We start from the raw sequence: 14,451 nt of genomic DNA on the forward strand, positions 1-14,451 counted from the left end.
CATCCCGATTCCTAAACACCCAAACCCCATGCACCTGTATATCGCCGAAAAACCAAGCCTCGGCCGCGCCATCGCCGCTGCCCTACCCGGCCCTCACCAGAAAGGCCAGGGCTGGATACGCTGTGGCAATGGCGAAAACGCAGCCACCGTAAGCTGGTGCATCGGCCACCTTCTCGAACCGGCAGAGCCCGCACGTTATAACCCGGCGTGGAAAAAATGGCGCCAGGAAGACCTGCCCATGTTTCCCGATAAATGGGAAGTCATGCCAAAGGACAGCGTGCGGCAGCAGCTCAAAGTGCTGGAATCCCTGATCCGCCAGGCCCAGACCATTATTCATGCCGGCGACCCGGACCGCGAAGGCCAGTTGCTGGTGGACGAGGTTATCCGCTATTTCGGCACCAGCGCACCTGTGCAGCGCATTCTGATCAACGACCTTACGCCGGCGGCCGTGGCCCGGGCTATCCAGAGCCCCAAAGACAACCGGGAGTTCCGGCGGCTGTCCCATTCCGCGCTGGCCCGGCAACGGGCGGACTGGCTGTATGGCATCAACCTGACCCGCTTCTATACGCTCAGTTACCAGCAGCAAGGGGAGCAAGGCGTCTATTCGGTTGGCCGGGTGCAAACCCCGGTACTCGGCCTTGTGGTTGAGCGTGACAACACCATCGAAGACTTCCAGCCCAAGCCCTATTACCGGATTGAAGGGCGATTCAAGGCCCAGGAAGAGGAAGCCGACCAGCGAACTTTCACCGCCCGCTGGCTGCCCAACGATCAGTTCCAGGACCATCTGGATGAAGAAAATCGCCTGCTGAACCGGGAAATCGCTGAACAGATTGCCGACAGTGTCCGAAGCCGACCCGGCACCATCATGGAGTCCCGTTTTCGGGATCGGTCGGAAGCTCCACCGCTACCGTTTTCTCTCTCGGCCCTGCAGATCGAGGCAGGCCGGCTGTTCCGGATGGGCGCCAAAGAAGTGCTGGATACCGCCCAGAACCTGTACGAACGCCACCAGCTCATTACCTACCCGCGGTCCGACTGCCGGTACTTACCGGAAGGCCATTACGCTCAGCGGGAACAGGTAGTAAGGGCCATTGCCCGGGTGGCACCGGAGCTTGAGGAAGCCTGTGACGGCGCAGATCTAGACCGCAGGACTGCCGCGTGGAACGACAAACAGGTCGACGCTCACCATGCCATTATTCCAACCAGCCGCCCAACGCCCAACGGCAAACTCAACGCAGCGGAAGAAAAGATCTACGGCCTGATCAGCCGCTACTACCTGATGCAGTTCGCGCCGGATGCCGTCCATCGGGAAGGAAAACTGACGGTACGAGTGTCAGAGCACCAGTTCCGGGCGACGGAAACCGCCATCCTGGTGCCTGGTTGGAAATCGCTGGAACTTAAACTCCGGGAAGGACGCAACGAGCCGGACAAGCCCCCCCTGCCGAGACTGGAAAAAGGCGAACCGGTATTCTGCGAAGATAGCAGCCTCACCGAGCGAAAAACCCAGCCGCCCCAGCATTTCACCGATGCGACCCTGCTCTCGGCGATGACCAACATTGCCCGATTTGTAACCGATACCGAACTCAGAAAAACTCTGCGGGAAACCGATGGCCTGGGCACCGAGGCGACCCGCGCGGCCATCATCGACACCCTGTTCAAACGGGATTATCTGTACCGGGACAGTCGACACATCCGCGCCACTGACAAAGCCAAGGCATTGATCAGCGCTCTGCCCGAATCGGTGAGCAAACCGGATCGAACGGCTGTGTGGGAAGCAAACCTGGAGAGCATTCGCCGCGGAGAGGGCGACCCGAGAAAGTTCCTGGACACCCTGAAAGAGGAAATTCGCGGCTTTCTTGACAGACCGCAGGGCCGGCCAGCCGTTGACTCGGAATACGATGGCACGGTCTCACCGGAGGAACAGCCCCACTGCCCCAAATGCCGTGCACCGATGCTGGAGCGCGACGGCAAGTTCGGCCGATTCTATGCCTGTAACCGCTACCCGGATTGCCGGGGCACCCGACCACTGGAAGAGGCCAGCCCCCAGGACGGCACCAGCCAGAAACCCATTCCATGCCCCCACTGTTTCTCGCCCCTGGTGCGCCGGAAAGGCAAAAAAGGCTGGTTCTGGGGCTGCAGTAATTTCCCCGGCTGCCGACAAACACTGGACGACGACAACGGAAAGCCTGCAGTCCGTTTACGCAAGTCTACATAACGATACTGAACGCAGATCCACATTTTGTGATAATTGGTTGATATAGCAGAGTAGTCCGTCAAAGGCTCTGCTCCATAACAGGCAAGAGAGCAACACTCCGGGAGAGGCTTAATGCGTATTGCTTTGCTTGAAGACGAAACCGAACAGGCACAGCACATCCAGTCGATTCTGTCTGAACGCGGGCATCACTGCGACAGCTTCCCTACCGGCCAAAATTTCCTGAGCGCGGTTCTCCATCGCAGCTACGATCTGCTGATTCTGGACTGGCAGATTCCGGACATGACCGGCATAGACGTTCTCGAGAGCGTTCGCGCCCATCTGAACTGGCCGATTCCAGTGGTTTTTCTCACCCAGCGGGACAGCGAGGCAGACATTGTTCGGGCTCTGGATGCCGGCGCCGACGACTACCTGGCCAAGCCCGCCCGAGCAGCGGAACTGGTCGCGCGCATCAATGCCCTGGCAAGACGCTCCAACCCGGACAGCGAGAAGGAAGTGCTTCGCTACGGTCCGTTCGAAATCAACACGCAGCAACGGGTGATTGCACTGCATGGTGAAGAACTGACCCTGACCGACAAAGATTTCGACCTGACCCTGTTCCTGTTCCAGAACCAGGGCCGACTGCTGACTCGGGAAATGCTGCTTGAGCGCGTCTGGGGGCTTGCCAGGGACATTAACACCCGCACTGTGGATACGCATATGAGCCGCCTTCGCCGTCGTCTGGGCCTCAATCCTGAAAACGGCTTCCGAATCAAGACGATTTACCAGCGGGGCTACCGCCTGGAAGCCATGAAGGCGCAGGATCAGGCGTTTGACGACCAGGAACCCGCCAGGGCAGCCAATGACTGAAAGCCCGGCTCCGCGATTGCCTGTACTGCTGCTGATACTCGCGCTACTTGTTTGCGCAGCACCCGCGGCTGCGGAGCTGTCAGTGACGCGTGGTTCTGCAGGGCACTCTGACGCTACTCCGTCCAATTCTGCACCCGAGTGGATTTATACGCTGCGACCGGGTGAAAGCTTCTCAGAAGTGGCCAGCGATTTGCTCGCGCCGAGCTTTCCCGCAAGTCGCCTGCTTCAGTACAACAAGATTGGCAATGGTGCCACGCTTGGTGCCGGCGACAGCGTTCGAATTCCCCTCGCCTGGCTGAAACGCCAACCGCAACCGGCGCGGGCGACATCGGTCACCGGAACCGTTCAACTGATTTCCGGAAACACCGGCCGGAAAACGCCCCTCGATGAAGATACCCTGATCCGTGTCGGTGATGAAATTCTGTCAGCGTCCGGAAGCGCCACCATCGAACTGGCGGATGGCTCGGAAGTGCGAATTTCTCCGAATTCACGACTGATCTTCAACCGCCTTACCCAGTACGGCAAAGCCGGCATGGTGGATACCCGGCTCCGACTCGACAGGGGCGAAATTCACACCCGGGTAAAACCAGTGATGGAAGGCGGCGCCCGATTCGAGATTGAAACCCCCTCGGCAGTTGCCGCCGTTCGCGGAACCGCATTTGCACTCCAGACATCCGCGGACGGCACGCGCCTTCAGGTAACCGAGGGAGAGGTAGACTTCGGTGCGCCTGGCAAGACCCGCCGGATTCCTGCCGGTTTCGGTGCCAGCCTGTCAACCACTGGCAATGAAGGCCTGAGCATACGCCGCCTGCCCCCTGCGCCAGCGCTCAACCCACTTCCCCCGAGACTGACCCAACTGCCGGCCACCATGACCTGGCAGGAAAGCCGTGCCCCCATGCATCGGGTGGATATTTTCGAAAGCGACACAGGCCGCTGGGTGGAAAGCCGGAAACTCACCGGCAACAGCTTTGATATCGGGCGTTTGGACAACGGCAGCTATGAGGTACACCTCGCTGCTCTCGACACTCGAGGCACCGCAGGCATGCCCAGTGTCGTTCCGGTGGAGGTCGACCTTCAGGCGAGAACCGCCAGCCTGGCATCTCCCGCCGATGGTGACACAGTGAACGATGACATGCCCGAATTCCGCTGGCAGCTCAACGGCGACAACGAAGTGGCTCGGGTAGAAGTTGCCGAGGACAAGGATTTCCGGAACCTGATCGCGACCAGCGAATGGGCGCCGGAAACTTCAGCCCTGCCGTCAAGACCGCTCGGGCCTGGCAAGTACTACTGGCGTGTCGTCACCGAAGCAGGCGGCAACTCCGTTGCTACCACCGAGCCGCGAGAGCTTGTGGTAAATGGTAGCCTGCCGCCGGTTCGAATCATCAGCGTGAACTACATCGACAGCCAGGTCAGGGTATTCTGGGAGAAGGTAGACACGGCGACAGACTACCGCCTGCAGCTGTCGGAAGAGCCTGGTTTCAACAACATCATCAAGGAAGCAACGCTGTCTGATACCACAGCAGCCTTGCGTCTTATTCCCGGAAGACGGTATTTTGTGCGCCTGAAAGCTCTTTCTGATGGTCCTTTGCAAAGCCGCTGGGGACCAGGGAGGGAATTGTACCTGGAATAATCCGTTGATCGACCGAAACACACAGCAGGGCTCATGAACCGGGATTGGCTGCCAATTAAAACGACCCCCTGGACTCTGGGCCTGATACTGCTGGCACTTCTTCTGCTCATCCAGACAACGGAACTGCCCCAACGCCTTGATTACTGGCTGTACGATCAGGCCATTACTTCAAATCCGGTGAAAGCCTCGGATGAGGTTGTGCTGGTAACCATTGACGAGCTCAGCCTGAACCGCCTGGGGCGCTGGCCCTGGCCTCGCAACCTGCACTCAGAGCTTATTGGCAAGCTCGAGCAGGCAGGCGCAAAAACCATTGTCTTCGACATCCTGTTTGCGGAACCGTCACCCGATGACCAACAGCTGGCAGCGCAGATGCGCAGCCATGGCAACGTAATCCTGCCGGTCTATCTGTCTCCGCCCACGTCCCAGTACCTGTTAAGTGAACAATTGCCGGTTGGACAGCTGGCTTCAGCGGCAGCGGGGCTTGGCCACGCTCATGTGGAACTGGACAGTGACGGCGTCGCTCGTGGTCTATACCTGTTCAATGGCCTGGGACACCAGCTCTGGCCAAGCCTTGCTCTGGCCGCCAGCGGAGTCGGGCCACAAACCTCAGGGACCGACGATACTCCCTCTTATGTGAATGTCCGAGATCAGTATAGAGCCGTGCCTCTGATCGGGGGTGCAGGCTCTTTACAGTCGTATTCCTTTGCGCAGGTGCTTACGCAACCACCCGCTCCCGAACATTTCAGGGGCAAGACAGTTTTTGTCGGCGCCACGGCCGCCGGTTTCGGAGACATACTGCCCACTCCCTTCTCGGGCCTGAGCCGTCCGATGTCAGGCGTTGAATTTCACGCCAACGTGTTTTCGGCACAGACGCGGGGGCGGTTGATTCGACCCACGCCGCAGTGGGCTTCGGCCCTGATGGCTATAACAACCATTCTGATACTCGCGTTGGCCCTGCCTCCAATGCGCCCGGCGCGCACTCTGCTGGCCTGCGCTACCACCATGGTCGGGCTGGCCGGCGTCTATCTGTTCATGCTCCTGGCGATGAGATGGTGGCTCCCCCTGGCGAACGCCTTACTGGTTCCTCTTTTGGCATTTCCGGTATCAAGCGGCCTCAGGCTGGCCATGACCAATCGTTTTCTCAACCGCCAGCTGGACGATCTGGCCAGAAGCCCTCAGGTTGCCTTACCCGCCCCCTCGGGAAGAAACCCGAGACAAATTCTGGAGCACTTCCAGGCGCTGTTACGTCCCACTGGGTGGCTTCTGACCGAGGAAAATGAGGTTCTTTCTGCCAGAGGGTTGTCGCGGGCCGATATTCCGGCAGACCTGACCCCGGGCCACTGGTTCCATGACAGCAATCGCAGCTGGATTCAGCTCCTGCGTGCCGGCACCCGCTATCACTTGGGCCTGATGCTGCCCAATGATCTTGGCCGCGAAGCCACCCAACGCTTCCTGCGAAGACTTCATCTTGAGCAACCTGCGCAATCGGATTCAGTCGCACGCCCCAACGAAAACATTTCGGCGCGAATCGAGCGGGTCCGTATTGCCACGGATCGACTGAACCACATGCAGCAGTTTATCCGCAGAAGCTTCGAGCGCATGCCAGACGGTATCATTGTGACCGATGAGCTGGGCGTTATCCGCTTTGCCAACGGCCACATTGAGGAATGGTTCCGTGAACCCATGCCGAGCCTCGCAGGCCTGCCATTGGTAAGGCTGCTCGAAGGACACGACCCTCGGGAAACGCCACCCTGGCACGAAACTGTTTCCGATACCTTGACCCTGCAGCAGAGCCGGACCGTGGACCTGAGAATTAGGGACAAGGATTTCCTGATTCATTTCGCCCCATTTTCACTACCCGACAGTGACCAGCAAGGCATCATTGCCAACATTTCCGATATTTCGGAACTGCGGGAGCAGCAGCGCCAGCATCGCGAGGCCATCGACTTTATTTCCCACGATGTGCGCTCGCCACTGGTTTCCCAGCTTGCTCTGATTGAACAGTTAAAACGGGACCCAAGCCACATTGAGCAGGAACAACTGGAACAATTGGGCCGGCTGGCCCGGAGAAGCTACCACCTGGCCGAGGAATTCGTGCAGCTGGCACGGGCCGAACAGCTAACAGAAACCCGGTTCTATGAATGCGAATTTCTGGCCATTGTTGAAAACGCCCGGGACAGTGTCAGTGAGCAAGCTGTCGAGAAACAAATACAATTACAGTTACAGGGCACCGAGGACCTGTGGCTGAGAGGCAATGCGGAGCTTCTGGAACGGGCCGTTATTAACCTGCTGACCAATGCGGTTCAATACAGCCCGAGTGGATCAGACGTCAGCATTCAGGTATTCCGCGCTGGCCATCAGGCCTGTTTGACGATCGCCGATGAAGGCACAGGAATCGATCCGGAAGAACTGCCGCATCTATTTGACCGCTACCGACGCCAGAAGAGCACTGAACTGGCCGGAGTGCACGGCACCGGGCTCGGACTATCCTTCGTGAAGACTGTTGTGGAAAAACACAGGGGAGAGATTTCGGTGTCGTCAACACCGGGAGAAGGCTCTGCTTTCACTCTCAAACTTCCGATTGCAGATCCTCTGGCCTGAGACTTCAGACTTCAGGCCGGGGATTCCCTTCTCAGGACCGGATTGATTTGCTCACAACATCAGAGGGCTCACTGATCAGCCCGTTGGTATCCTGAACCTGAATGGTGAAATACCAGGTGCCAGTATCCAGACCGCTTACTTCGTAGGACATTTCCGCCTCGGCCTGGGCATTGGTGACGACAACCTCTTCGCTCAGCTCGTCAGCATCCTGGCCGTAACGGATTACGTATCTGTCCAGCTCGCCCATCGGGATGCTCTCGCCGTTAACGCGAGTCAGGGGTGCACTCCAGCTCAATACAGCGGACCGCTCTGGAGAAGAAGTCTCTCCGCTGGAACCGGTTTGTGTACCTGCAGACTCGGAAGAACCACCACCGCCACACCCTGTGAGTAGTGCTCCCAAAATAAACGCGGCAATCCATGCCTGTGACACTTTGATGACGCGCTTCATGTGTATTTAGCACCATTTTTTCGTCGACTTTGTGAAATTGTATAAAACGGGGCTGATTATCGATGTGAAGCCTGTCATTTCCCTAGTTACGAAATTGTCAATTTCCCGTCAGGGATCGGTAATGAAGTAAGGGAAGTTACTGATTAGGCGAGCAAAATTTTGCCTGGGGAAGGTGATAGAAGCGGACGGTACTGTAAAAAGGTCTAAGCCCGGAAAGAGATAGGAGGGGGGGTATATAGCAATAAAGCCCGCAAAAGCGGGCTTTATTTGAATAATGGTAGCGGGGGCTGGATTCGGTTATGAGACTGATGAAATAAGGACATATAAAATGTCCCTATTTGCTTTAAATTGACGAAAAACCTTATGATAGCAGGGCTTGAACTCAAATTAGCGAATAGCAGCCAGATCAATTAATGACAAACAACGCGGATCAAAACCGTCACAGTGACCAAGAAAACGAACCAGCAGAAATGACCTTCGGGCTCGGCGCGGCTTTCAAGCAACTCGAATCCTGGGCCCAGGAAAACGGCCTCGCTGATACGCTTGCGGTTATCCACATCACACTTGGGCTTGATGAACGAACCGTCGGGATTGGTAACCTCGTCACTGAAATGTCTCATCCTGAAGCCGCCGAAATTCTGGCGCTGTGGCATGCAAATCCAATTGTTGAAAAACTACAACAGTTTGTAAAGACATTCTCGTCGGAACCTATCATCCGTCATGCCTATGCTCCGCTCCCTAATGCTGGGGCAGCCGATAAAACCAGACGTCTCTTCAAAGGTCTCAAATCCCGAACATTCCTGTTGGCACTAATAACCAACCCGTTAGCATTCACTGAAGACCGAGAAACCTATCTCTTCCGCAAAATGCTCCGGATTTGGTTGGTCGTTCACGGAGCCCAACGAGTTGTTCAGAATCATTATCCTGCGGATGCCAACATCAGTGCGGCCAGTCGGTTTTTGATTGTTGGCATTAACCACCAGGACTGGGTAATCATTGATCGCCTTCTTGAGCGGACCCGGCGAATCCTCCTCGGACGCCACCCCTCTTTCGAGCAGTTCAGCCAGGCCATTGGTTCGGCAGCCGAGCAACTCAGACATGACGCATCCAAAACACCGTCTTCCCAACGTTTCTTGAATGCAATTTCAGCTATTGCTCAGGGCAATTGCGTTCCGATTACACAAGATACCGGTCGAATTCCTATTGATCGATCCTTTCCTGACCTGGAAACGAACCAACCCCGATGGCCCTTTTTTCAACACGGCGAGATCGAATGCCAAGCCATTCCGGTTGGGCCCGATGACTTCAATGGTTATGGAAATGAAGATGATGAGCCAGACCCTTGTTTACTGGTAAAAGTTGATCCAACAGATTCTCCGGAAGAAAAAACGGTCTCCTGCCGCAGTGTTCTGATTCAATCGGCGGAACTGTCCCACTTTCTCCCCTGGAGCTGGGAGAAAGTGCTTCCACCGGAGCTAAAGATGATTGAGGGCTGGATATCCGCGAGCCTTCTGGCCGAGGATAAAACCCTGAGACTGGGATCTGCGCTGGTCTGGCTGGCTATCCGACTCTCACGCTCATTGGCGCTCATCGAAAACCTGGAAATACAGCAAAACATCAATGACGACTGGACCCTGACACCAGATTTTCAGTACGTACAACGCCGCCCTCCCCGACGACAGAATAGTTGGCGACCCGATAACAGCGCCCATGATGCAGTTCAGCCATTCCAGGATGAGATGAGGATCGCTCTTCCTACAAACGTTTCAAAAGCCTTAACGACGATTGGCCTGCAGGGGAAGGCAGATTCCGCCCGTTTCCTACTGAATGTGTGGCAGACAGTAGCCTCGATAGGCCTTGAAAAGTGGTTTCACCAGCAAGCGGGCGAACACTTTCCGAGAGTAACCAGCGCAAAGCTCGGGCAGATCTGGAGTCAACGGGTCTTCGACCGGTCAGGGGACCATAACCTGTCTCGCCTTCTGGCTTCTCATCATAACAGCGCGTTGCCTGGAGCTTGCGGCTACGGCGCCTGGGATATAGATACCGTGGAACGCGGTTTTGAGCTATCGATTCAACGAACGGCAGCCAACGCTTCCCGTCCCAATTTGATCGGTAGTGTGTTGGAACCGCTTGAATCCGTTCTCAACAATGCGATTCAGCAGGCAACAACTCGCTTAATTGATGCCCGCAATTCAGATTTGGTCACCTATCATAATCTTCTAGTCCAATATGCCGTTATGGCCCTGTACGCCGGGACCGGTTCGCGGCCTCTGCGGGATCCTTTCGAGTCCGCAACACACTTTAATTTTGATGAGCTTTTAGTCTTTATCGATGACAAATCCGACGAGAATCTACATAACGGGCGCGTGGTTCCCTTGCCGGATAAGCTCGTTGAGGTTATCCAGGCGTATGCGGATTATCTGGAGCGTCTTGCGCCCATCATTGCCCAGAGGCGAGTGGGCCTATCCAAGGAGATAGCCAGCCTCAATACAGGAACGACTACGGCATTGCCTTTTTTCTTCCTTTTGGATGAAAATCTTAAATGGCATTCGTGCTCAGAAAAGGGCCTTCCGGGTGGCATTCTTTTCGAATGGCCCCTGCCCTCCAATCTGTTCCGCCATTGGTATGCACAGCAACTTTACCGCAATGGCGTGAACGCAGAAGTCATCGATGGATGGATGGGCCATGCCGAACGCAGCGTCGCCAGCTATGGAGATTACTCTCCTCGTTGTTGGCAAAATGACGCTGAACATTATCGGGATACCCTCAATAGCATTGTTGATCAACTCGCATTCCAGACACCGGAGATCCCAAACAAACTCCCGCCGCTGAAAGAGCCTCCGTGCGAATCGTCGTCCTACCAAGAACCTGACTTGTTTGGCCAGCGCGCACGTCAGCGACAGCGCCGACAAACCCTCAGGAACGCAATTCGCGCGGCGAGACAGGACATACAGCTTTTTATGGGCGAAAAGCCCCTCGAAGAATTGAGCCAAGAGGACGCGGAAAAGCTCGGTAACAAAATGCTGTTGAGAGAAAATCGCCTGCCTCACCCTCACGCAGCCATTCGTTTCGCAGAACTCACTAAAGTTCTGGAGCGTTCAGGAAACCAAAACTACACCGTCCGAAAACGTCTCGCCCGAATCCGTCAGGAACGCTCATTGATCACGTCCTTCGCACCGACAGCCCTCAATATATGGCCACAGATCTTGGTGTGGGCGGCGCAGACGGGGTCATCACTGATAAAAAGTCAATTGTCGAAATTCGAGGCTCTTAGCCTCGGAGCGGCTCTTTTGTGCATTGAGAAGCGGCTGAGTTATCGACGCTTACTGAATGATGTCGTTCAAGGAAGAAATTTTCGGCTGATTCAAAATGGCAAACGGTATTTTTTTGAATACAGCGAAGAGCTGGGTGATCACTTCTCGACTCCGGTCCAGCGGCACGAAATCAGTTATAAAACGGCAAGCCTGTTGGGCCATGGCGTAGGACTTAAAAAATCGGTAGACCCAGAGACCTGTGACTGCCCCAAAAGTTTAAAAAGGCTCGCTACCCAAACCCGGGGGGCAGGAGACTCCCGGGAAACCGAAACACTCTCCGACCTACTGTCTCGCCTTTGCAGGATCGTAGAACAGGTAAATCTCATCCAGTTACCCGGAATGGTGGCCGGCGCTCTCAGTGAGCGGCAGCCTCCGACCAGTCCGCCACTGAATGACTATCTGCGAATTAGTGAGGGTAAAAAACGGTTGCTGCCAGGAACGACAGTTCCCGACGACGGCTCACCGGAAATTGCAGCAAACCCGATTCCGGGTAATCGGCTTCGCGAGAGTGACAGACAGACACTTCAAAATAATGCTCGTGATTACTTCGGCCAAATAACGGAGATACTAAACCAGTACCGCAAACCACAAGCCGGAAAAATTGCACAGCAAATCGATAAACTCTCGAAAGAGAGAGCCGGCAAAGTGCCTAGCGCCATCGTCATGGTGGGTTACTGGGTAAGCGATACCATCCGAAAAGGGAAAGGACGCCAATGGTCAAAATTCAATCCCTTTGCACAAAACACACTGTCGACCTATTTCAGCTCGCTGACTGGCGTATTTTCCGGGCTGGCTTATGAAGTGAATCTACTCGAACTGGATGACGACGAGATCACGGCATTATGCGCCAATATGCTGGAGTACACGCGATCCAGATCTGTTCAAATAGGTTTTTTTAGCAGACGACTCCGGGATTTTTTCCGGTGGGCAGAAGCATACGGCGTCGCAACTCCGGATTGGAGTGAGCTGGATCTTTCAGATAATCGCCGCCAGGTTAGACCAGGTTTGTTGACGGAGGCGGAATACCTAGCCTGCCAGCGCGACATCCAGTCAATGACAGAGTTGGAGACCGACTACCGGCTCATATTGGGTTTTGTTTTATTGCTAACGTACCGTTTTGGGCTTAGAGCCCAGGAAGCGATCGGGCTACTCCGAGCGGACTGGTGTGTAGCAGACACTTATCAGTGGGTTCTCGTCCGGAATAATCGTTATCGTGAAATTAAAAGTGTGTCAGGACGGCGCGCGGTGCCGCTCTTATTCAGATTAGCGGAGACGGAACGCACATTAGTAGACCAGGTTCTTGGACGTTATACGGCGATTGCTGGCAGTGAGACTAATCGGCCAATACTCTGCGAGCTGGTGAACGGGTCCGTGGATATCACCAATCTACGCAACCTTATCCCACCCGCACTGATACAGGTGCTGCGGCGGGTCACCGGCAACCCCTCCATGATTTTGCATCATTGCCGCCACAGTTTTTACAACCGCATTGCGGCGGCAGTGCTGGGCCTCGAAACACCTTTCAGCCGGGACTTTGCTTACAATCCGGACTCCTCATCTCTCAGGTCCGTGATTCTAGGGGATGTGTCCGGCACTTCACGACGAAGTGGCATGGCACTCGCGCGCATCATGGGGCATCGCCACCCGCGAACAGGCATGAAAAATTACAACCACCTGATGACCGACTGGGCGGATGCGCTTACACCGGTAGTCCACAAAAGGGCCAGGTTGCTGAGTAGTGCTTTCAATACTAAGGATTTTGAACATGCCCCGACCTACTCTGCCAGTGAGCTGCCCTCTGCGCTGTTATTTCCAAAACTATCACTGACCCGAATATTCAGGCTGCTTCGGCTCGTCTCACAGGGCCTGAGCTATGAACGTGCTGGCCAGCTCATGCAGTTACGGCCTGATCATACCGCTGCATTGCAGAGGGTTTTTCAGCAGGCAAATGCCAACATGCGCTTCAAAACACGGTCCGACAAGAAGGCCTGGGTTAATGGCACGCAGCTACCAAATGCACTTCTGCAGTCAATCTCTGACGATGGATGGCGCCGTCTGATAGCCCATGCGGAACAGCTGTCTGATGTCGACCCATGCGAGAACACCGTTGGCCCCGACCTCACAGAACTCCCTTTCCTTACAGGCAGAAACAGGCACCTATTGATGGATCAACCGGCCCACTGCCAGTTAGTGAATTTAGTACTGGATTATTTTGAGGTTAGGGAGCATCGCTATCGAGTCGTCGCTCGATTCGATAATGAATATGCTACGGCGCTGCTCACACAATACGGCTTTCGGGTGTTGGGCGAATATGAAGCCTCCGGCTCCGGCAAACGGTTGCAGCTTGATCCATTTTCAACACATCTCCGGGGGGCCTCCTATAGAGGTCGGGCATTCGGTGGGTTGGTTCTGGAGCGGACGGCTGGAGGCATCATCCATGATGCTGGCGAACTCGCCACAGCTTTTCTCGCAACCGGCATGCTCCTGGCCATCTTCCGCAGCTCATCCTCAGATCATGTACCTCCTGCGTTATCAAAGTCCTGAAACAGAGTGCTGTTTACCGAGTCCTCGTTACAGAGTTCCAACGAGGTCAATTGTAGGAATTCGTTTTTGCCGGCGCTGTCACGCGTTTTTATTCCGGTGAACCGACAAAACCGCCGACGAAAATTTCCCTCGCATGCAACGCGAATGAGACTTGCGTCGTTTGCCTGGAACACGAGCGGCCCCCTCTCGAGATAACCCGCTGCATCGACTCGAATCAGTTGAATCCGATTGCTCTGTTCAGAAAAACCGTCTGGCCATGCAACGCCTTCTACCTGTTCTGTCACTGTTTGTCGTAATGGCCGTTCGCAAAAACGACCTTGGATCGGCATCACGACGTCGCCGCCCAGTTCAAACTGCACGCCGAAGGGCATGCCAATTTTTTTCCCCGAGTGCCGCTCGACGAACTCCTCAATTTGCATCTGAACCCACATCAGTTCGTCCGAATTCAGCGAATCACCGGCAGGTGGGTCGAAAAGCGAGCGAGCGCCTGTGATGCCAGACGTCAACTCTTGGAGAATGTCCCGTAGGCTGCCCAACAACGCACAGGCGGCATCGCCATCCACATGAATAGCTCGAAATATCACGCACTCCCCCGCGTAGTTGGTTGCGATATATGCAGCAGACGAAACGGAAACATAGTGATCCCGCTGAAACTGACTTAGAAACTCATTCATGACGTTGACGACAAATTCGGCAAATAATCGAATGATCGGATTTGCGACCTGAGTGTCTTTGTTAGTGGCCAATTAAAGTGACCCACTACTGGCCATTAGTTTTGACCCACCTCCGAGTGGCCGTCAGGCCACAGAACCAGCTACTGTCCCCCGCTTTTATCGATGGCCGGGGGCATGTCAGT

The 14,451-nt window shown here is 55.4% G+C and carries 7 protein-coding genes; 5 read left to right on the forward strand and 2 right to left on the reverse strand.

The window, feature by feature from the left end:
- Positions 1-28 precede the first annotated feature (28 nt).
- The 4 genes from KEHDKFFH_RS17590 to KEHDKFFH_RS17605 all read left to right on the forward strand — a co-directional run bounded on the left by KEHDKFFH_RS17590 (position 29) and on the right by KEHDKFFH_RS17605 (position 7,289).
- Positions 29-2,212, forward strand: a complete 2,184-nt coding sequence (locus tag KEHDKFFH_RS17590; protein ID WP_104323117.1) for a DNA topoisomerase III — start codon at positions 29-31, stop codon at positions 2,210-2,212.
- 111 nt (positions 2,213-2,323) lie between these two features.
- Positions 2,324-3,058: a response regulator transcription factor gene (locus KEHDKFFH_RS17595; protein WP_104323118.1), complete on the forward strand. Its 735-nt coding sequence runs from the start codon at positions 2,324-2,326 to the stop codon at positions 3,056-3,058.
- Positions 3,051-4,688 (forward strand): FecR family protein, encoded by a 1,638-nt coding sequence (locus tag KEHDKFFH_RS17600; protein ID WP_104323119.1) that lies wholly within the window; start codon positions 3,051-3,053, stop codon positions 4,686-4,688. Before KEHDKFFH_RS17595 ends, KEHDKFFH_RS17600 begins: the two co-directional genes overlap by 8 nt.
- A 33-nt stretch (positions 4,689-4,721) precedes the next feature.
- On the forward strand, positions 4,722-7,289 hold the full coding sequence (locus KEHDKFFH_RS17605; protein WP_104323120.1) for a CHASE2 domain-containing protein: 2,568 nt from the start codon (positions 4,722-4,724) through the stop codon (positions 7,287-7,289).
- 31 nt (positions 7,290-7,320) lie between these two features.
- Here the strand turns inward: KEHDKFFH_RS17605 and KEHDKFFH_RS20420 are convergent, their stop codons facing one another.
- Positions 7,321-7,737 (reverse strand): fibronectin type III domain-containing protein, encoded by a 417-nt coding sequence (locus KEHDKFFH_RS20420; protein WP_227512648.1) that lies wholly within the window; start codon positions 7,735-7,737, stop codon positions 7,321-7,323.
- A gap of 413 nt (positions 7,738-8,150) precedes the next feature.
- Between KEHDKFFH_RS20420 and KEHDKFFH_RS17630 the strand changes: the two genes are divergently transcribed.
- Positions 8,151-13,595, forward strand: a complete 5,445-nt coding sequence (locus KEHDKFFH_RS17630; RefSeq protein WP_146084233.1) for a site-specific integrase — start codon at positions 8,151-8,153, stop codon at positions 13,593-13,595.
- Here the strand turns inward: KEHDKFFH_RS17630 and KEHDKFFH_RS17635 are convergent.
- A complete protein-coding gene (locus KEHDKFFH_RS17635) occupies positions 13,565-14,341 on the reverse strand; it encodes a hypothetical protein (protein ID WP_104323124.1) in 777 nt (258 codons plus the stop codon). The two genes, KEHDKFFH_RS17630 and KEHDKFFH_RS17635, sit on opposite strands and share 31 nt — an antisense overlap.
- Between the last annotated feature and the right edge of the window lie 110 nt (positions 14,342-14,451).

The organism is Marinobacter maroccanus (genome assembly GCF_002933275.1).
Lineage (GTDB): Bacteria > Pseudomonadota > Gammaproteobacteria > Pseudomonadales > Oleiphilaceae > Marinobacter > Marinobacter maroccanus.